24 protein-coding genes and 1 pseudogene are annotated in these 20,147 nt (G+C 41.5%); 23 read left to right on the top strand and 2 right to left on the bottom strand.

Going from position 1 to position 20,147, the window contains the following annotated elements:
* From ACYT32_RS11730 to ACYT32_RS11715, 4 genes and pseudogenes are all read left to right on the top strand, one after another.
* Positions 1-454: pseudogene (locus ACYT32_RS11730) on the top strand (replication initiator protein A); the annotation flags it as partial.
* Positions 427-735: a hypothetical protein gene (locus ACYT32_RS11725; protein ID WP_003599254.1), complete on the top strand. Its 309-nt coding sequence runs from the start codon at positions 427-429 to the stop codon at positions 733-735. The pseudogene ACYT32_RS11730 and the gene ACYT32_RS11725, both read left to right, overlap by 28 nt.
* 259 nt (positions 736-994) lie before the next feature.
* The gene (locus ACYT32_RS11720; RefSeq protein ID WP_395266357.1) at positions 995-1,276 is read left to right on the top strand and encodes a type II toxin-antitoxin system RelB/DinJ family antitoxin; all 282 of its coding nucleotides are present in this window, start codon (positions 995-997) and stop codon (positions 1,274-1,276) included.
* Positions 1,266-1,772, top strand: coding sequence for a hypothetical protein (locus ACYT32_RS11715; RefSeq protein ID WP_395266356.1), 507 nt, complete (start codon positions 1,266-1,268; stop codon positions 1,770-1,772). Before ACYT32_RS11720 ends, ACYT32_RS11715 begins: the two co-directional genes overlap by 11 nt.
* Here the strand turns inward: ACYT32_RS11715 and ACYT32_RS11710 are convergent.
* Both ACYT32_RS11710 and ACYT32_RS11705 read right to left on the bottom strand, forming a co-directional pair.
* Complete coding sequence (locus ACYT32_RS11710; RefSeq protein WP_395266354.1) at positions 1,762-2,040, bottom strand: hypothetical protein; 279 nt, start codon at positions 2,038-2,040, stop codon at positions 1,762-1,764. The two genes, ACYT32_RS11715 and ACYT32_RS11710, sit on opposite strands and share 11 nt — an antisense overlap.
* Positions 2,041-2,062: 22 nt before the next feature.
* Positions 2,063-2,290, bottom strand: a complete 228-nt coding sequence (locus ACYT32_RS11705; protein WP_076639168.1) for a hypothetical protein — start codon at positions 2,288-2,290, stop codon at positions 2,063-2,065.
* Between the two features lie 252 nt (positions 2,291-2,542).
* On the opposite strand from ACYT32_RS11705, the gene mobQ reads away from it, so the two are divergent.
* The 19 genes from mobQ (at position 2,543) to ACYT32_RS11610 (ending at position 20,130) form a co-directional block, all read left to right on the top strand.
* Entirely contained in the window at positions 2,543-4,603 is a 2,061-nt protein-coding gene (mobQ, locus tag ACYT32_RS11700) for a MobQ family relaxase (RefSeq protein WP_395266353.1), read from the top strand.
* Positions 4,604-4,686: 83 nt separating this feature from the next.
* Positions 4,687-4,998, top strand: coding sequence for a hypothetical protein (locus ACYT32_RS11695; protein ID WP_076662029.1), 312 nt, complete (start codon positions 4,687-4,689; stop codon positions 4,996-4,998).
* Between the two features lie 35 nt (positions 4,999-5,033).
* Positions 5,034-5,648, top strand: coding sequence for a hypothetical protein (locus ACYT32_RS11690; protein ID WP_395266352.1), 615 nt, complete (start codon positions 5,034-5,036; stop codon positions 5,646-5,648).
* Position 5,649: 1 nt separating this feature from the next.
* On the top strand, positions 5,650-5,985 hold the full coding sequence (locus ACYT32_RS11685) for a CagC family type IV secretion system protein (RefSeq protein ID WP_024855764.1): 336 nt from the start codon (positions 5,650-5,652) through the stop codon (positions 5,983-5,985).
* 20 nt (positions 5,986-6,005) lie between these two features.
* Positions 6,006-6,368 (top strand): hypothetical protein, encoded by a 363-nt coding sequence (locus tag ACYT32_RS11680; protein ID WP_035457693.1) that lies wholly within the window; start codon positions 6,006-6,008, stop codon positions 6,366-6,368.
* Positions 6,337-6,996, top strand: a complete 660-nt coding sequence (gene trsD, locus ACYT32_RS11675; protein ID WP_395266351.1) for a TrsD/TraD family conjugative transfer protein — start codon at positions 6,337-6,339, stop codon at positions 6,994-6,996. Before ACYT32_RS11680 ends, trsD begins: the two co-directional genes overlap by 32 nt.
* A gap of 12 nt (positions 6,997-7,008) precedes the next feature.
* The gene (locus ACYT32_RS11670; protein ID WP_395266350.1) at positions 7,009-9,027 is read left to right on the top strand and encodes a VirB4 family type IV secretion system protein; all 2,019 of its coding nucleotides are present in this window, start codon (positions 7,009-7,011) and stop codon (positions 9,025-9,027) included.
* Positions 9,020-10,438: a type VII secretion protein EssB/YukC gene (locus ACYT32_RS11665; protein ID WP_216747854.1), complete on the top strand. Its 1,419-nt coding sequence runs from the start codon at positions 9,020-9,022 to the stop codon at positions 10,436-10,438. Before ACYT32_RS11670 ends, ACYT32_RS11665 begins: the two co-directional genes overlap by 8 nt.
* Entirely contained in the window at positions 10,439-11,596 is a 1,158-nt protein-coding gene (locus tag ACYT32_RS11660) for a phage tail tip lysozyme (RefSeq protein ID WP_216747853.1), read from the top strand. It begins immediately after the preceding gene.
* 13 nt (positions 11,597-11,609) lie between these two features.
* Entirely contained in the window at positions 11,610-12,227 is a 618-nt protein-coding gene (locus ACYT32_RS11655; protein WP_216747852.1) for a hypothetical protein, read from the top strand.
* Positions 12,214-12,582: a thioredoxin family protein gene (locus ACYT32_RS11650; RefSeq protein ID WP_216780061.1), complete on the top strand. Its 369-nt coding sequence runs from the start codon at positions 12,214-12,216 to the stop codon at positions 12,580-12,582. The genes ACYT32_RS11655 and ACYT32_RS11650 overlap by 14 nt, the downstream gene beginning before the upstream one ends.
* Complete coding sequence (locus ACYT32_RS11645; RefSeq protein ID WP_216747850.1) at positions 12,583-13,053, top strand: conjugal transfer protein; 471 nt, start codon at positions 12,583-12,585, stop codon at positions 13,051-13,053.
* 229 nt (positions 13,054-13,282) lie between these two features.
* On the top strand, positions 13,283-14,833 hold the full coding sequence (locus ACYT32_RS11640) for a VirD4-like conjugal transfer protein, CD1115 family (protein ID WP_395266349.1): 1,551 nt from the start codon (positions 13,283-13,285) through the stop codon (positions 14,831-14,833).
* Between the two features lie 14 nt (positions 14,834-14,847).
* Positions 14,848-15,237 carry a hypothetical protein gene (locus ACYT32_RS11635; protein ID WP_216780059.1) on the top strand — a complete coding sequence of 130 codons (390 nt, stop codon included), beginning with the start codon at positions 14,848-14,850 and terminating at the stop codon, positions 15,235-15,237.
* A gap of 18 nt (positions 15,238-15,255) precedes the next feature.
* Positions 15,256-16,095: a conjugal transfer protein TrbL family protein gene (locus tag ACYT32_RS11630; protein WP_265049668.1), complete on the top strand. Its 840-nt coding sequence runs from the start codon at positions 15,256-15,258 to the stop codon at positions 16,093-16,095.
* 14 nt (positions 16,096-16,109) lie between these two features.
* Positions 16,110-16,520, top strand: a complete 411-nt coding sequence (locus ACYT32_RS11625; RefSeq protein WP_216780057.1) for a hypothetical protein — start codon at positions 16,110-16,112, stop codon at positions 16,518-16,520.
* 6 nt (positions 16,521-16,526) lie between these two features.
* Positions 16,527-18,665, top strand: a complete 2,139-nt coding sequence (locus ACYT32_RS11620; RefSeq protein ID WP_395266348.1) for a type IA DNA topoisomerase — start codon at positions 16,527-16,529, stop codon at positions 18,663-18,665.
* A gap of 121 nt (positions 18,666-18,786) precedes the next feature.
* On the top strand, positions 18,787-19,002 hold the full coding sequence (locus tag ACYT32_RS11615) for a hypothetical protein (protein WP_057800964.1): 216 nt from the start codon (positions 18,787-18,789) through the stop codon (positions 19,000-19,002).
* Between the two features lie 3 nt (positions 19,003-19,005).
* Positions 19,006-20,130: an ArdC-like ssDNA-binding domain-containing protein gene (locus ACYT32_RS11610; RefSeq protein WP_105923086.1), complete on the top strand. Its 1,125-nt coding sequence runs from the start codon at positions 19,006-19,008 to the stop codon at positions 20,128-20,130.
* The last annotated feature ends 17 nt before the right edge of the window (positions 20,131-20,147 follow it).

Below are 20,147 nucleotides of genomic sequence, written 5' to 3'. Positions count from 1 at the left end.
TTGCCATAATCAAAAAGTCGTCAAAATTAAAAAAGAACTCGAATCCGCTCATTTGCTGATGCAAAAACAACTGGGCTTTAACCCAAAAACAAAAAAGAATGAACCGAATCGCTTATATCTGTCCAAGCTCGATGTGAAAGCAACCGATGTCTATTTACGCGGTGAAGATAGCCCAAAAGTGTCTCAAACCCTTGCTACAAGCGGAACTGCAAAAAGTGCAGTTAATCTATATAAAGAACCTAAAGAAAAAGATAAAGATAGATACAAGATAGATACTCAAAAATTAAATTTTTCCACAGCCAATTTCTCACCAGCAGAAATTGAAAAACAAAACAAGGATTTGGTGAACCATGCTAATGACTTCTTAACTGATGAAGACAGTGGCTTACCCGTTTTCTTAGAACCAGAAGCCGTACCCCACAACAAATGCGGCGCTTCATTGGCATTATCTTAAATGCTAAGTACCGAGTTGAGAAAGATCACAAAGATATTGGTGTCATAATCCCACTTGATGATGAGGAACTGAAACCTTTAATGACTAAAGCCTTGAGACGCTACTTTAACGCCCTGAGAAGCAATGAGAAGCACATCAAGAATGTTGAGAACTACTTATACGGCACCATGCAAAACCTCTTTGGCGTTTGGTGGAATAAACAAGCGGCTAGAGAATATGCGGCCAAACACCCCGAAGAAGAAAAATCGGCCGACAACGATAACAGTGGGTTGTACTACTAGTCCTAAAAGGCTACAAAATTCTTTCTAAGCGATTTTAAGACTTACTAACCTAATTTAGCTTAAGTTAGATTTAAATGGTTTAAACATAAGAATAGGGGCTTTTAAATGAGTGTCAGAGCTAACCAGGCTAACCAGCTCAAAAGTTCAGCCTTTAGATCAACACCAAGCTCAAGTGATTTGAGGCCAAGGATTTATCTATTGATAAGGTACTCAAAAGGTAGTACAATGGTAGTAGCAAAATAAAGGAGATGAGACAATCATGGCAGTTAAGGAAAAGAAACGGGTCCAAGTCAAGATTGATAAAGATTTGGCCGATGATACCGAAGCAATTTTAAGCGAATTGGGCTTAAGTCCAACCACGGCCATTAACATGTTTTACAAGCGGATTGTTGCTAATGGTGCTTTACCTTTTAATGCGTCTTTAAGCGAAGAAGAAAGAGCTAATTTACGCTTTTTAAAGGCGACCGAAGGGGCACCAGTCACCGAGTTCAAAGACGCTAAAGAGGTCGCTGATTGGCTCAACGATCCAGATGAGGACTAATGACTTAGTCAGCCTATACGTTAGTTTTGTAGAAACTAACGGTGGCAAGTCTCGGCCAGTTTTAATTCGTCGGGTATCAGAACAGAAGGTCGAGGCTTTTAAAATTACTAGTCAGTATGAAAAGAAGTCGGCTTATATCAAGCAACAATATTATCCGATTCAAGATTGGCAATCCGCTGGGTTGAAGAAACCTTCCTGGGTCGATCTTGGTAATATTTATCGCTTTCCCAAAGCCGGTTTAAACTTTAAAGAAATCGGTCATTTAAGTAAGCTAGATCAAAATAAAATTTCAGATTTTACGCTTGACCTAAAATCAAAAAGAAGAGGTAAAGGTCAAAAGATAATTCAACAGCGATCAAGTAAAAGGAAGCACAAAAAAAGTAAAGCAGAGCTTACACAAAGAATTCAAAAACAGTTAAAAGACTTTGCTAAACACAATCCAGAAATTAAGCCAAAAAACAATCCTGAAAATAAAAACGATCGGCCTAGTTATTAGGTTGATCGTTTTTTAATTTATCCGGTTTATGGGCGTTAACATAGTCAGCAAATATTTTTAAAAGTTCTTCGGTTTGTTCGACCGAGAGGTTATTAGCTTGGAAGTACTTTTCTAATAAAGCCCCTTTTTGAATTAATCGGCGAGAACGGTCTTTGCGGGCTTGCCGATTTTCATAGTATTTAGATTGCCGTAATTTAAAATCTTCCCGCTCAATTTTTTGTTTTAAACGCGCTTGTTGCTCGACTAGTTTTTCATATTGATTAGACATGGAATTTCCCCATCTCGTATGGCTAATGATCTACGGACTTTACCTTTAAAAATTCAGAAAATTGCTTAGCTAAAAGCTTAATCTGATCGTTAGACAAATTAGCATAATCTAAATTGGCTTGACTGATGATTTGTTTACCTAGCCGTTGTTCAATCTTATTTTTTTCGTCCTTAATTTTTTGATTAAGGGCTTTTAATTTAGCTTCTTGTTTTTCTAAGTTGCTTTGAGACATAATGATCCCTCCAATCATATTAGAAATAATCACCGACACTATATCATAAGGGAAACGTTAAGTCAAAGTATAAAAGTTGAAATAGCGAAGCGGAAGGCATACACTAAGTTAAAGTTAAGAGAAACAGAAGACCGAGTGAAACGAGGTCAATGCGCACTTACACATAGAATAAATTCTATGTTGTGCTAACCCCCCAAAAACCTGTATTATAAGTCGCCGATGTCGACAACAGAAGAAAACCCATAGAATCAAAGTAAAGAGGTGAATAACATGGCAATATTTCATATTAGTTTTAGTAATATTAGTGCTGGAAAAGGACGAAGTGCGATTGCCAGTGCGGCTTATCGAAGTGGTGAAAAATTATTTGATGATAAAGAAGGTCGCCGATATTTCTATGCCCGATCGGTAATTCCAGAAAGCTTTATTTTAACCCCCAAAAATGCACCAGAATGGGCCAGTGATCGAGAAAAATTATGGAATGAAGTTGAAAAGAACGATCGTAAATCAAACTCACGGTATGCGAAAGAATTTAACGTGGCTTTACCGGTAGAATTAAGTGAATCCGAACAGAAGGAATTACTGACAAAATATGTGCAAGAAAATTTTGTCGATCAAGGTATGGTAGCTGACGTAGCAATTCATCGCGATCACCCAGACAATCCGCATGCACATGTGATGTTAACCAATCGCCCATTTAACCCCGATGGTAGTTGGGGATTAAAAGCAAAGACGCAATACATTAAAGATGAAAATGGCAAGCAACTTTTAACCAAAAGCGGGTTTCCAAAACAAAGAAAAATTTGGTTGGTTGATTGGGATAAAAAGGAAAAAATTAATGAGTGGCGGCATAATTGGGCAACAAGTGTTAATCAGTCTTTAGCACAAAAAAATATTCCGGATCGGATTAGTGAAAAATCGTTTGTCGATCAAGGGATTCAAGAGACACCTACCCAACACGAAGGCATTAACAGCCAAAGAAAAAATCGAAAAGTATTTAATCAACAAGTTAGAGCGCAAAGAAACGCTCAAGCTAAATATCATAATCTTGACGAAAAGATAAGAAATCATGAACATTTTGACGCGTTAACTGACGAGCTATCGTTCTCTGAAAAACACACAATTAGTCATCTAAGTCAGCAATTGAAAACCTATGTCGATTTAGAACATTTAGATGATAAACAGCGCATGCTATTTAATTGGAAAAACAGCTTATTAATTAAACACGCGGTTGGTGAAGATGTAACTCAACAACTACTGACCATTGACCAGCAAACGACATCACTAGCACAAGCTAATCAGTTGTTAAATAAAGTGGTGGAACGAGCAACGAAAAAGCTTTATCCGGAACTTAATTTTGAACAGACAACCGCCGCTGAACGACGGGAACTGATTAAAGAAACTAATAGTGAACAAACGATTTTCAAAGGTAGCGAATTGGCAGAACGGTTAGCGGATATTCGAAACGACTTACTGACCCAGCAATTATTGACGTTTACCAAGCGGCCGTATACCAGCTGGCAGTTAGTTAATCAGCAGGCCCAAACAATTGAGAAGCAATTAACCACGGTACTAGCCAAACATGGTCACCAGTTAGACGATTTGAAGCATACTGATCGGGGCATGCTAGCCGCTTATCAACCTAACGAACTCGAATTCATTTCTAAAGCGGTGAAAAATTTACGGGTCATGCGGGAAGTTAAAGCCGTGGTGCAAACTCAATACAACAGCATTCTAACGACTGCTTTTCCGGACAGTGACCTCGATAAGCTAGAGACGATTGACAAGGAGCAAATCTATACCGCTGTGGTTTACTATGACCCAGAATTAAAGCCATTAAGCGCCAATGATCTTAGTCAATTGCAACAGCAGCCACCGGTAGTCTTTACTAGTCAGCAACACCAAGCTGGTTTGAATTACCTGTTAGGTAAAATTGAATTAAAAGATATTCAGAACCACCGATTACAACGGGTCTTAAAACATGATGGCACTCGGCAACTGTTTATCGGCGAATGTGGCCAAGATCCTAAGTTGGATCACAAACAAATTGAAATGGTACAAACCCGTTTGAAACAACAGGCAATGCGGTTTGATCAATATAAGCAAGCTCAAGTTAAGGACTATCAGGCCATTAATTACCACCCAACTAGCTCGAAAAATTATCTGATGAATATTTTGGACGAAGCCTTAATGACCATTTTATATGCGAAAAATACGGACTATCTAAGAAAGCAGCAACTACGTGGGCTAAAGGAGACCGAGTGGGAAATGACGAAAAAGCAACGGCAACACCAAACTCGAAACCGGCATGAAGATGGGGGCATGCACTTGTAATCTAAATGTAAAATTAAAAGTGCACCAACGTGCTCATTTAATGGTACAATGAACCCATAATATAGGGAAAGGAGTATTCACATGTGACAAAGAAACAGGAATGGTTTAGCTTAGCTCAAGCTAGTCTCAAGCTTGAACGAGGTAGTACGTACGTGAGTGTTTGGTTAAGACGGCACCCTAACGAGTTGCCAAGTGAAATGCTCATGGAAACGGGCAAAGTTAAATTAATATCTGAAGATGGCATTGAATGGATTAAAAACCACATAAAAAAAGAGGGCGTCCTCGTAAGCAGTGAAGTTGCTAACGGGGATCAGCACCTAGAACCGCAACTTCTAGGTGTCACCCTCCTAATAATCCATTTTACCGGGCGGGTTAGGGGAAAGCTAGTTGTTTAGCGTCCCTAACGCGCTTTTTTTGAGGAGGTGATTTAATGAAAGTAGAAAGCTGGCAAGGCATTAATGGCAAGTTACTACATGATGACCAAAAGGCGATTGTGGTTGATGACGACCAAGCACTAACTGACCAGAAGCAGCTACAAGCGATATTAGATCAAGACGGTCAGCCAATCGATGAAGTTCGGCAAGCAATGATTAAGAAGACCGTTAAACGCCAGTTGAAGACTGAGCCGTTAAAGCTTAGTGGTTGGTTTAATCGCCACCAAGACAGTCAAAATGCTAAAAAGGCCGAAAAATTGGTAAGTGATAAACCGACTCATCAATATAAGCAGATCAAAAATGAAATGACCTTTTTTGGTGAGAGTTTCCTGGAAGGTTTCTTAGGTTTCTATGGCTTAGAAGTTGATAACGCCTTAGACCGTTACGAACATAATTTGCATGTCTTAGAGACCCAAGAATTAGGCCAGTCAGAAAAAGAGTATTACTTAGCCACGAGTGAAAACGGCCGCGTCAAATTAGCCACCGATCCATTACCAAGCCAGCAAATTGCCGAGGAACAAATGAACAAGTTCTATCAGCGTGAGCCAGAAGAAACGCAGGCAGAACAAGTTCAATTACGGTCATCAGAAGACGAGGGAAAGGAGGAATAACATGAAGTTCAGCAAAGTAAAAGCGCTAGCAACTACTGGAGCTACTGCAATCTATTTGGGCTTGATGAACGCCCAGGTTGTTTTGGCGGCGGACGGTGGCGAAGTTAAAAGCAAGCTAACCAGCGCTGGTAAGACGATTCAAGGTATTTTAACTGGGTTGGTCGTTTTAGTCGGGATTTGTGTCGCACTATTTATTATTATCAAAAGAATGCCTGACGCAGACGATCCGCGAGAAAAATCAGAGGTTTATCACGCGGTTGGTCGGGTGGCTGGTTTAGTGGCCCTAGCGGCAGCGATTATCTGGCTATTACCTTGGGTTTACAGCCTATTCACTTAATTTAAAAAGGAGCCTGCCAAATGAAGAAAGGAAAAGAATTTATCTTCCCAGAGAACGTAGATAAAGATTACGGGATCTGGAAAGACTACACCTTGAAGGATTTTGGCTATGCGGCGCTGGCAGGACTAGTGGGCTTAATTTTTATTGCGATCCCACCCTATGGTCTGATCTTAGTCCTGATAAAAATAGTGATTGTTGTCTTAGCCATGACGATTGTCATGGCTATTTTAACAATTAGGCCAGTTGCGGCGCGGAAGAATATTAAAGTGCGGGATAACTTTAAGTTGAAACGCCACTATGCCAATGGTCAGAAACTGTTTTATTTAAAACCGAAGAAGCGAGGTGAACTAAATGCGTTTGAAGAAGAGCAAAACCGCCAATAAATCAGCGAAACTCGATTGGGATTACCAACCGCCTAAAATCAATTATGGCAAAGAGACCATTGATGACATGAGCTTGGTGGTGGGTATGTATGGTAATTACGAAGTTACCAAAACGGGTAATCTCGTTGGCATTTTGGAAGTTAGTGGGATCAACCTTGATCTACTTAATGAAACCGAACAACAGGACGTTTTTGAGGACTATGGCGCGTTTCTCATGAGTACCTTAGGTGAAGGCGTTGATGACACGTTACAGTTCTTAGAGCCAACGATTACCGTCAATATGACGGCTTATCTCAATGGTCTCAAACGGCGGTATCTCGCCTTACAAAAAGGCCACCCGGAGCAACAGTTCAAAATCCAGCTCATAGCCAGTTACTTGGATCACTTTACTAAAGTCCAAGAATCCAAAAACATGACAACTAAGCAACATCTGCTAATCGTTAAGGTACCGATTAAAGACAAGAGCGTTAAAAGCTTAAAATTAGCCGTCACTCATTTAGACGAAAAGATCGAACAGGTTAAACGAGACATTGAAAATGCGTTAACGGATTTTGATGTGACGGCCAAAGTTTTGACTAGTCAAGAAGTCCAAGAGATTTTAAAGAACTTGATCAATTTTAATGGATAGGGGGGAAACAGGATGAGTTTTGGTGATAAGGTCATTGATTTATTTATGCCAACTAAAAAAGAGCATAACCAAGGCAACAGCGACCAAACGGGTAGTAAGCCTAAACCGGAGATTGAGGATTTTACCAAGCTGATTGATCGCGACAGTTTGCATTCACTATTTCCGTTTAGCTGGGAACAGTACCCCACCTACGTCCAGTCGGGCGAGAATTTTATTCGGGTGTTAGCGATTGCTGACTATCCCAAGCGGGTTTACGGCAACTGGTTGTCAGAATTGAAGCGCAAAAAAGGCGTTATCGATATTGTGCAATATATCGACAGCGCCAGTAACAATTCAATGATTACCTATTACAAGAAGACGATTCAAAATAAGGAAGCGCAGAAGCTCAATACGTTCGACCCGTATAAAAAGAAAATTCTGCAAAACTATATTGATTCAGCCAACATGCAACTAGATAAATACCTCGATAATTCTACCACATTTGTGTACCAACATATGCTGATTTATCTGCGGGCCAACAATTTAGCAGAATTAGATGACTTAACCGAAAGCGTTAAGAATACGTTGATTAAACTACAAATGAAGCCCTTAGTGCCCGTTAAAGCGACTTTCCAAGCATTTTGGTCAACCATGCCAATTAACGAGAACCTCATGGGGGATTACACCTATAAAGAGAGTAATACCGAAGTTGCCAGCAGTATGTTTCCTTTTGATGACGCTGAAATTCTGGACTTAAAACCGAGAAGCGATATTGAAGGAGTTAACAAAGATACCAACAGCTTAATTGCCGTAGATATGTTGGATCGCAACAAGACCCTAAATCAAAATCAAGTGATTATCGGGACCTCGGGGGTCGGCAAGACCACCTATATGATCCAAAAAATCCTACGCTACGCCATTCAAGACTATCAACTCTACATTATTGATCCAGAAAATGAATATACCAAAATTGTCGAAGCCCTAGGTGGGGCAGTCCTGCACCTAACTTCTAATGCTAAGTACAAAATTAACCCGCTACAAATCTTTTCCGAAGAAATCTTAAGCGCCGATGAAGCGGTCACAAACCTCGATTTACTAGTTAAAGATAAAATCCAGCGATTAAAGGGGTTCTTTGAAGTTCTTAAAACCGGGATTACCCAAGTTGAACTGGCAATCCTTGATGATGTCGTTAAACAAGCTTACGTCAACAGTGGCGTTTTGAAATATAGCCGCTTAAAAGAAATTAAAGACGATCAGTGGCCGACCTTATCCAATGTTTATGACGAGTTGGAAAAATTGGCAGATAAGGACGCCGACAAATTCAATCGGGTCAAAGACTTCTACTACATCTTAGGCAGTTATACCCATGGTTCTAACAGTTTATTTGACGGCCATACCAACGTTAACTTAAAAGGGAAAATCATTTCCTTTGATTTAAAACCGCTACAAAGTGAGCAGGAAGTCCAATCAGCCGCCTATCTGAATACTTTCCAGTATCTATGGGACGAAATTACCAAAGATCGGCATAGCCGCAAGAAATTGTTTGTTGATGAATTTCACTTTTTGACCTTGCACAAAGCGGCCGCCACCTTTTTCCACCAAGCATACAAGCGGTTTAGAAAGTACAATGCCGGAGCGATTGCCGGAACACAGCAAATTCAAGATGTAATCGAGGGCACGACAGATACCGGGCAGAACATTGGGGAAGCAATTATTGGGAACTCCTATACCAAAGTATTCTTTGGCCTTGACGGTAAAGGCGTTGATGATGTGATTACCAAATTGCGTATGACGTTCTCGGATAAAGAAAAGAAGCTACTAGAACGTCGTAGACAAGGCGAAGCCCTGATGATCTATGGTAGCCAACGCGCCTTTATGCGCGTCGAATTGACCGAAGAAGAATTACGACTAATCGACCCAGAAGCTTACCAAGAAAAATACAATCGTGAGACAGCCGAACAACCGGATTATCAAAAGCGCGTGATCTTAACTCCCAGTGAAATTGACGCTTTAACTACCACCGAGGAGGAAGGAGGGACTTTAAATGAGTAAACCAAACCAGTTATTGAATATCGAGGTTGGCACCTTCAAGCGACAGGGAAACCAGTTAGTTCTCGAACTCAATCACAATCAGTTTCGATATGACCAGTTGAGTGAGCTAAACGAATTAAAACAAACTGATTCCAAGTTCTTGCAGTTAGTCAACGTGGTTGAGCAAGGCCAGAAGGTCGTTTTAACTTATACCTTGCCGGATAAGGTCAGATCATTAAAGGAATTACCGCAGGAAAATAAGGCGATCCGGTCAGCGATTGCCAAGGAAATCATGGCGCAACATGTGGTTAACGATAGCCAGTATCGTATTGCCTTAAACCCAGCTAATCTGTGGTATTACCCCATGCAACATGTTTGGTACGCTTACCGGGCCAATGAACTTATGCCTTATGATGACAAACATAGCAATTTAGCTAAATACAAAGCGCTGATTCTATTTTGTTTGACGGGGACACCCTATGAACGGCTACTAAGCAATCCTAAAGAAGCCCTAGCTAAACACCCGGACGACTATTTACAACAAGTAGCTAACGCTACGTCGTTAAATGAGTTAACGGAAGTGGTTAACGGCATTGAGGACTTTGTGAGCTATCACGAATGGCAGGAAGTTGAAACGGCCCAGCAGAAAACCAAACAACGTTTATGGTTGAGCGTGGCCGGAGTGGCGATTGTGGCCGTTTTGGCCGTCGGCTTAGTTCATAAAAGTGACGAACGAAAGTATCAAAGCTTAGCTAACCAGAACCAAGCCCAGGTCACGCGATTAAAATATAGCGGTCAAATTCAGACCGCTTTAAATGATCACCAATGGTCGGAAGCGCAAAAAGATATGAAACGGGCCGGCTACCCTGCAACTAAGCAAGTCAGTGTCTTTTTAAAGCATGGTCAGTACCAGCAAGCTTTAAAGGTTGACCCAAGCCAGTTGAATAAGGTTGTCAACACGGCTTATGCCAACAAGGATAGCGGGCAGGTTGCCAAGTGGGAATTACCAACTAAGGCGACAAGCAAGCAAAAAGACCAGTTGAAGCTTGAAAAAGCGATTGTTAACTACGATACCAATATGCTCAATAACCAATTATCCTTTACGACGAACGGTGATGTTTTATTGAGAATGGGGCAAGCTTTCCTCGCCCATAACGATACGCAAGACGCCCAGACCGTCCAAACCAAATTAGCCGGCGTGAACAGTCCTAAAGCTAAGTATTTAAAAGCCCTGTTAAGTCTCAATGCCGCTAAGAACGAAGTTAGCGACGCCCAAAAGAAGTTAGATGACGCCAACAAGATTGATGGCAGTAAAGATAAGGACAAAGACAAGAAGGTGGATTCGGCTAAGTCGGATTTAAAGAACGCGCAGAGTGACCAATCAGCAGCGCAAAAACAAGTTGATCAGGCCAAGCACAAAGTGGGTGATTAAATGCAGGTATTGTCATTTGAATATAAGAAAAAGAAGTGGAAATTGATTGCTTATATTGTGGGTGGCACCATTCTGCTAATCATCTTGTTAATTGCGGCAGTAACAGGTCAATTGCAAGAAAACGGTTGTGATAATTCGACTACCACCACCCAGACCCAGCTTGATAGCAAGGATATGACAACCAATGCTAAAAATATCTATGCGCACTGGAAACAGAAGTATGGTGCCACCCCACAAGCGGCCGCCGGTATATTGGGGGTCTTACAACTAGAAAGTCGCCTTGATCCTAATTCGGTTAATTCAAGTTCCGGGGCCACGGGCTTAGCCCAGTGGTTAGGCGGTCGAAAAGATAAGCTGGAAGATTTAGCCCACAAAGAAAACAAATCAGCGACCAATCTCGGGGTACAGTTGGATTATCTCGACCAAGAATTGAACAGTAGTTACTATGCGTCAAACAAGCAGATTTTTAAATATACGGACGTGCATAAAGCGACCAAATCTTGGTTAATGGATTACGAGGGTATGAGTAAGAACCCGGAACAATGGTATTTAAGCCAAAGATACGGGTATGCCGATCACTGGTATTCCGTGTTCGGGGCGAGTGATCCCGTGGCCGGTAATACCTTAGACAATGCGAGTTCAGGCGATCTGACCGAGCTAGGTTGTGATAGTGACCCGGGCTATTCCGGTGGGAGTATCGTCAAAAATGCGGAAAGTATGAAAGGTGACTTCTACTATGTGCAAACCCACCCCAACCCCGATTTAGGTAGCGATTTAAAGAACCCTAACAAAACCGGTGGGACGGATTGTTCGGGCTTTGTCTGGTTAGCGCTTAATAAAGCTGGTTACAAGGTACCGGCCAACATGGGCTGGTTTACCGGTACGATGGCAAGTGACGCCAAAGGCAGTCATCAATATCTGAAACAGATTAGTGAAAATGACGCGAAAGCCGGCGATATTGTCATCGTCAATCAAGGTGTGGGAGCCGGCAACAACGGGCATACTGCCATTCTGCTAGGCAAATGGCAAGGCAAAGCCACCAAGATCATTGAGCAAGGTGGTACGGGTGACAAAGTTAACGAAAGCACCTTTGGCACCGCCTTTTATAGCTTACTAAGTGGTAGCGATGTGACGTTAGCTCGGCCAATCAAGAAGTAAGGAGGACGAGTAAATGAAACGCAGCATGGTTTTAAGTATTGCGATTGGTAGTTTGATCTTAGTCATGTCATTAGGGGCGAATGCCTATCAACATAGCCAAGTTAAGCAGGCGCAACAACAGATCAGTCGCTTACAACAGCAAAAGCGACAAGTTAGTCAGCAATTGACTAAAACCAACCAACAAAAGCAGTTATTGAGCACCCAAATTGACAGTTATAAGACCTACCAAAATAATAAAGACAAAAGTCAGGCTGAACTTAGCTTTAATACGGTAGTCACCAAGTTCTTTAAGGTCATGAATAACTTTAAGCCCAAGACCTACGGGCAGCGTAAAGATGGCGTGAAAGACTTGATTTCCGACAAGCTATATCAGCAATACTTTTCAAATAAAGGCACGTATGGTGATAGCAATAGTGTTTCAGCCAAGTTAAACCAACTGAACCTGTATACGCAAAGCAAGCAGGGGCAAAACATGAAGGGCTTGGCCGTCGTCAGTTATGAAAGTAAGAGTGGCGACAACGACTGGCAAAAGGCGACGGTGCTTTATCAAGTGACTTTCGATACCACCACGAATCGAATCACCGCAGTCCAAAACTTAGGCAGTAGCTTCAAAGCCAGTGACCTTAATTAAGCGGGTTGGTAAGGCCCTAGCGGTAATCGTGGTGGTTTTAGCCGTTAGCGGGTTTACTGGTCATCAATACGTCAATCACGTGGAAAAACAGCGGCCAGTTGTGACGCTGGCTAAGCACCCTGAAAAAGTGTTGTTCTTCTATCGTGATGATTGCCCGGATTGCCAAGCTATTTTTCATCAGATTTATTGGCACAACGCAATCAGTCACAACATCGTCTTGATTAACATGAATCAACCGCAGAATCGGCACTACATTCAGCAATATCAATTAACGTCAGTACCAACCTTGATCCATGGTAAGCAACGGTACACCGGCACCAACCAACAAAGAATTAAACAGATAGTAGGTGATTAAATGAAAGACAAATTATTAAACAGCGTTAAAGTCAGCTGGCCATATCTACTAACGCTAATCATTGGCTTGTATTTAGCGGAGATTTTAGCTGGATCAGTCATGGCCTTGTCGCACTATAAGCTAACTTTTGCAGATCATATGCCAACGGTGTTAAAACAATTAGCTTTACACCCCTGGCATTATTACAACTTGTATTTGGGCCAAAAGAACCCAGTACTAATTATTGTCAGTGTCGCCGTGATCCTATACACCATCTATTTTGCCTTGAAACGAAATAGCAAACATAAAGCTTGGGAAACTGCGGACACTGAAACCCACGGGAGTGCGACCTGGGGTGATCTAAAAGAGTTGAGTGAACATTACTTTAGTATCAATGCTAAAGACCTCACCACAGCGTTTAACAGGAGCACTACAACAGAAATATTAGAGGCATTAACAAAACAAGAAACACAATCCAAGACAGACAAGTGAAAGGAAGTAAGAAGCATGAACAGACCAGATTTATTAGTACGAATAGTTACGATCATCACGTTGTTAATTGCAATAGTTTTGTTTCTATTTCAGGGTTGGAACACACCTACTTTTGTATTTACAGTTATCACAGTCATTTTATCTTTCATTTATCAGTTAATCAGAATACAGATGAAAAAGAAGTAAATCAGAAAAGTCATCTAAAGCTAACCACATTGGAGGTAAACGCATGAATGGGACAATTTTAGGAATCGTAGATAAACAGATTGTTTACCAAAATAACAGTACCAAACCCAATCGGAATATCTTTGTGGTTGGGGGCCCAGGATCGTATAAGACCCAATCAGTCGTGATTACCAACCTGTTTAACGAGACAGAGAATAGCATTGTTGTGACCGATCCCAAGGGGGAATTATACGAAAAGACGGCCGGAATCAAACTGGCCCAGGGTTATCAAGTACATGTCGTCAACTTTGCCAATATGGCTCACAGTGATCGCTACAATCCTTTTGATTATATTAAACGGGATATTCAAGCTGAAACCGTGGCAACAAAGATCGTGCAAAGTGAAAATGCCGAAGGCAAAAAAGACGTATGGTTCAGTACCCAGCGGCAACTTTTGAAAGCATTGATCCTATTTGTGATGAACCACCGTGCGCCCGACCAAAGGAACTTGGCCGGTGTAACGCAAGTCTTACAAGAAAACGATGTGGAGGCCGAGGGAAAGGGCGCAGATAGTCCGTTAGATACCTTGTTTCTTGATTTAACCATGACTGATCCAGCGAGACGCGCTTATGAGTTAGGGTTCAAAAAGGCCAAAGGCGAAATGAAGGCCAGTATTATTGAAAGCTTGTTGGCGACCATCTCGAAGTTCGTTGACAAAGAAGTGGCTGATTTTACCAGCTTTTCGGATTTTGATTTAAAAGAGATTGGCAACGACAAAGTTGTGCTGTACGTGATTATCCCCGTCATGGATAACACTTATGAAAGCTTCATCAATCTGTTTTTCTCACAATTATTTGATGAATTATATAAATTAGCGGCCGATCATCACGCTAAATTGCCCCACCAAGTCGATTTTATCCTTGATGAATTTGTCAATTTAGGGAAGTTTCCCAAGTATGAGGAGTTCTTAGCGACGTGTCGGGGATATGGCATTGGTGTGACGACCATTTGTCAGACCTTAACCCAACTACAAGCCTTGTATGGCAAGGATAAGGCCGAGAGTATCTTAGGTAACCATGCCGTTAAAATTTGCTTAAATGCCGCTAATGACGTGACCGCTAAATACTTTAGTGATCTGTTAGGAAAATCAACCGTAAAAGTGGAAACCGGTAGTGAGAGTACCAGTCATAGCAAGGAAGAAAGCCACAGCAAGAGCGATAGTTACAGCTATACGAGCCGTTCGCTCATGACACCCGATGAAATTATGCGTATGCCCGAAGAACAGAGCTTATTAATCTTTAGTAATGCGCGACCAGTCAAAGCGACAAAAGCGTTCCAATTTAAACTATTTCCAGGAGCCGATCATTTGGTTAACTTGTCACAGAATGATTATCAAGGCCAACCAGAAGCCAGTCAAGAAACCAACTTTAAGAATAAAGTAGAAAAATGGAAAGCAAAATTAAAGGAGACTGCTCAAAAAGAAGTCGCAAACAAGATGTCTCAGAAAGAGGAGGAGCAACAACAGGACAACCTAGACAGCGATTTAGAGAGAGTTTCAAATAAAGATAGTCAAACAGAGGCGCCAGAAGAAGACGACAACAACTTATTTGGATAATGGAGGGCATATTAATGAAAAAATATCGCAAATATATAATCGCCGTGATGACAGTGTTACTGATTGCTGTTGGTCTAACCGCTTGTGGGAAGTCTACAGCACAAGATTTGCAAAGTCACCAGTGGACGTTTGCTTCTAGCAAAGATAATGGTATGGCCGCTACTGCAAAGTTTTCAAAAAGCAATCTAACACTTACCCAAGCGGGATTTAGTGAAGTGTATGAGTACAAGTTGCTTGAAAGCAAGGGCAATGAACAAATTAAGTTCATTGGTAAAAATAGTGTCTCAGGTAGCACAGAAACACGACTGTTTAAGATTAAGAAGCAATCAAACAAATATAAACTAACACCAATTAACACACTAGCTAAAAGTGATACTGGTACAGTCTCACTTATTCCCAAATAGACAAAGGAGGGATTTAAAATGACAAATATCATTCAATCAGCTATTACACACTTTTTTGAATGGGCATTATCTGGTTTGTTGGACGGTTTATTCAACATCTGCAAGGCCATTATTGACCAAGCCAATCAAAGCTTGCCAGTTGTTAAAACGTGGTATGCCATCTTCCTGTCCTTTGCGACATCGTTAGTCGTTGTGGTCGTCCTTGGCCGCATTGTGATGACAATTCTAAAAGAGGCAGATGAAAGTACCGATGTTACTTGGGCTAATATCATCATGGACGGGATTAAATCAGCGGCCGTGATTCCGGTTCTCGTGTTTTTACAGGGCTTTATTCAAGGTTCAATTACCTTGCCCCTGCTAAAGTATATGTTTAGTTCTGATCAGAAATTCACTGCTAAATCAATTACCGGCATGAATAAAGTTCCTGGGCTAAAAGATGTTGGCATTTCGCTACCCTTACAGATTTTGTTTCTGCTAATCTTCACTGTCGTAACCGTCGTGTTCTTTATCAAGATGTGTGTGTTTGTGGCTGATATGGCTTGGTATAACCTGACAATTCCTTTAGCTGCAATGAGCATGGCGACCGAAAGCTTTGATTACAGTGGCACGTGGTGGAAGAAGTACATTTATTACAATGCTTCTATTATTAGCCAGGTGCTTTGTATGTCACTATCAGTATGGTGTTTCACTAATATGGCTAAATACGGGTTTATTGCTTTTATTGCTTCAATCGGATTCGGTTTTCTGGTGGTCAAAACACCTGACGCCGTTAAAGACTTTTGGGCTTCAACCGGTGTGACTAAAAGTGCTGGTATGGGTGCCATGAGAATGTTTCAAAATTATTTCCGTAACTACTAGGAGGAAAAATAGTTATGAAGAAAATCGCACACTGGTTATTGGAAAAAGCCAAAAAAGATATGCGAACCGATCCTTTTACAACACCTTCACGGCGGACTAAGTTGTCTTACTATTTTGATAACTTAGTTAGCATGGTCTTCTATATAATGGGAATTTACCTCATGTTAATGGATTTATACCAAGAGCTTTTCACGGCGAACCATACCGATTTTTTAGGAACTGCGCTAATGGCCTTAGTTTTACTGCTGGGTGGCTTATTATTCCGTTGGTCAGCCTATGCAGATTTCAAAGCCATCAACCGGTATCAACAATATTTAAAGCAACAATCGATAGAGCAACAACAAGAATTGCGACGTGAAACTTGGTTGAAAGCAGCTGAACAAGGTAAAACAGAATTAGAACAGAAGCTTAATCATAAGGAGTGAATGAACATGACCACTGTTATCTTAGCTGAAAAACCCAGTCAAGCCCGTTCATACGTCCAAGCCTTTCAAAAGAGCACAAAAAAACAGGGTTACTATATGGTTAGTGACCCTGTTTTGCCCGAGAATACGCTTGTCACGTATGGTCTCGGACATTTAGTTGAACTAGCCACACCGGATAAATATGATCAGAAATATCAGCAATGGGCCTTATCTAATTTACCGATTTTTCCCGATAAATACAAGTTTGTGGTGTCAGCTAGTAAAAAAGATCAATTCAAGGTCGTCAAAGACCTGTTAACGAAGGCCGATACCATTATTGTTGCCACCGATAGTGGTCGGGAAGGCTCCAATATTGCCTGGTCAATCATGAGCCAAGCCCAGATTGATGTTAAAAAGAAGACCATTAAACGGCTATGGTTGAATAGCTTGGAAAAAGACGCCATTATTACTGGGTTCAAAAATCTTGGTGATTGGCACAAAGACTATTTGGCTTATAAAGAAGCTCAAACCCGGCAAATTAGTGATTGGTTGATCGGTATGAATGGTAGTCCCTTATATACTTTATTGTTGAGGAAAAATGGGGTGCGTGGGGTGTACTCAATTGGTCGCGTGCAGACGCCAACCTTGTATATGGTCTATCAAAGAGACCAGGCAATCAAAAACTTTAAGCCGGAACCCTATTTTGAACTAAATGCGGAAATTTTAGCTAATCAGCAAAAATTCGTCGCAAAATTAGACCCCTATCAGCGGTTTAAAGATGAAACAGGACTAATAACATTCATGCAAGCTAAGCACGTTCAGAAAGGCTCACAGGCCGGTTTAATCAAGGACGTCCAAAAACAAGACAAAAAGCGTGCTAGTCCCCAACTATTCTCACTATCCAGTCTGCAAAGTGCCATGAATAAACGTTATCACGCCAGTGCCAGCCAAACCTTAGCGGCCATTCAAAGTTTATATGAAGCCAAGTTGCTGAGTTATCCCCGAACGGATTGTGCTTATATCACTGATGAAGAATTTGATTATTTAGTGGCTAATCTGACGAAGTATCTGGGTTTGGTCTCTAAGCCAGTCGCTTTAACCAATACCACTCCGAACAAACGCTATGTTGATGGGAAAAAAGTTGAAGAACACTATGCCATTATTATGACTAAAGTCGTGCCGACGAAAGAGAAACTAGCCAGCTTGCCTAAATTACAGCAACAAGTCTATGACCTGGTTTTAAGGACGACGTTAGCAATGTTTGCTGACCCGTACGAGTACGAAGAAACCACCATTATCACTCAGGTTGGCGACACCAATTTTAAAGCAACCGGTAAGGTCCCAACTAAGCAAGGTTGGCAAGCTTTATTTGATGATCACAAAGCCGAACAGCAAGAAGCAGCAACCTTACCGCTCGTTCACCAAGGCGATCAAGTCCAAGCAAATCTGCAAACGCCGCAAAAAGAAACGACCCCGCCGGTACCATTTACCGAAGGTACCCTGATTACGGCCATGAAGACGGCCGGTAAAACGCTTGATGATGAAGCAGCCCAGGCGATTCTCAAAGACGTGCAAGGCATTGGAACGAGTGCAACCCGGGCCAATGTGCTGGAAGTGTTAAAGAAGCGCGGCTATTTAGTTACTGAAAAGAACAAGCTCCACGTCAGTGAAGCGGGGATTACTTTATGTAAAGCGGTTGAACTCGAACCCTTGCTGACTAGTCCGGAAATGACGGCTAAATGGGAAAAAGCGTTACAACAAATCAGCACCGAAGAACGCACCCCAGCTAACTTTTTAAGTCAAATTAGGAAGTTTGTGGCTAAATTAATTGCTGATGTACCGATCCAATTAGCAGGAAATGCAACGATCAAACAACAAATTAACCATCAGAATCAGGCACAAAAATCCGCCGAGGTCTTCTTAGAAACCCCACAAGCCACCGTGTTAAATAAGCCAAAGTTTTACATTGTAAAGCCCAAGCAAGGGGAAGACTTTACCTTACCCAAGAAATGGAGCAGTAAGACCCTCGGTAAGACCGCGATTAAAGCGTTGGTCACTAAAGGAGAAACCAGCAAATTAAAGGGATTCAAAAGCAAAAAGGGGAAGTCGTTTGACGCTAAGTTAAAGCTTGACGGTGGCCATAAATTAAGTTTTGACTTTGATTAGACCTTACCTACCGCCTTAAACGATGTTCCAGTTGGTGAACCCGTCATTTAGATTCACTTTTACAAAGCCAAAAGTAAACCTAAACAACGGGTGAGATTAGCAAAGCAAAGGAGATTATCAAATGAACAATGAATTAGCAGTCACTGGTAGCGAATTACCCGTTTTGCAGACTAAAGAAACCTACAAGTATTTAAAAGAAATCACTGGTAATGGTGCTTATTATCAAGTCGCCTGGCAAAAATTAGCCGACGGCTACGTTGCTCTTTATGGCACAGCCCCGATTCAAATAAGATCGGTACCAACCCTGAACGATATTTTTGAAGATGAGGAGGGGTAGACAATGCCAAGTAAAGCAGACGTTAAAGCCTGGAAGGCGCAATTAGTTGCCCAAGCCGAACAGCAAATTCTAAAATTAACCGATAGTGATCAATTTAAACAGTATCTTAATACCTTGGCTAAATTCCACCAGTACAGTGCTAGAAACATTGACTTAATCTATGCTCAAAATCCGCAAGCGACCCAAGTCGCAGGCTTTAAACAATGGCAGACTGATTTTAACCGCACCGTTAATAAGGGTGCTAAGGCCATTCGAATCGCTGCCCCGATTATTAAGAAAATAACCCCCGCTGATCAAAAGCGACTTGATACCACCGACGAACGCGCCATTGTTGGTTATCGTTATCTGCCCATCTTCGACGTAGCACAAACTAGCGGTGCTCCAGTCCTAAGTGCTAAAGATTTTGTCAAAGGAAACTTGGCCGATCATCAGAATGTGACGAGCTTGTATAACGCGTTCAAAGATTATTTAAACCAACAAACCGATCTGCAAGTCAGTGAGGCACCCTTAGCGAAACTAAATGGAGCTAAAGGGTACTTTCAACCTAGCACTAATAAAATCGTCATTGGTGGTGATGAACCTGACAATGCCCTAAAATTAAAGACGTTGTATCACGAATATGCGCATAGTCAGCTTCACGGATTAAAATCAGCCTTTAAAGATCGCCCACGAGCCTATCAGGAAACCCAAGCCGAAGCAGTCGCATATGTTGCCATGCAAAATATTGGCGTTGATACCAGTAACTACTCACTTGGTTATGTGGACACCTGGGCTAAGGATAAAGCTGTGATCCATAATGCTTTGAGCGAGATCCAGCAAGTGAGCAACAAAGTGATTGCGCTTAGTGACGGATTAACCAAACAATTAGGCCTACAGGAAGCGCAAAAAGATCCTGAACATGATCTAAAAAAGCGATCAGACCAGGAACTTAACAAGTCGTATCAAGGCTTGCAACAACAAATTAAGCAAGCGACTGATCCCCAACAAAAATCAGAACTAAAAAACCAGTTAAATGATGTTCACCAAGAAATAAGTAATCGAACGCAAAAACAGTTGCAAGATTTTGTGAGACAAAATCCAAAGATCACACAGCCAAGACAAAATGAACAACAGCAAATAAAGCGTTAATAAAAGACGGAGAGCTA

The sequence above is a fragment of the Companilactobacillus sp. FL22-3 genome (assembly GCF_054881455.1).
The sequence above is the reverse complement of the archived record's forward strand: the minus strand, read 5'-3'. Positions and strand labels throughout refer to the sequence as shown.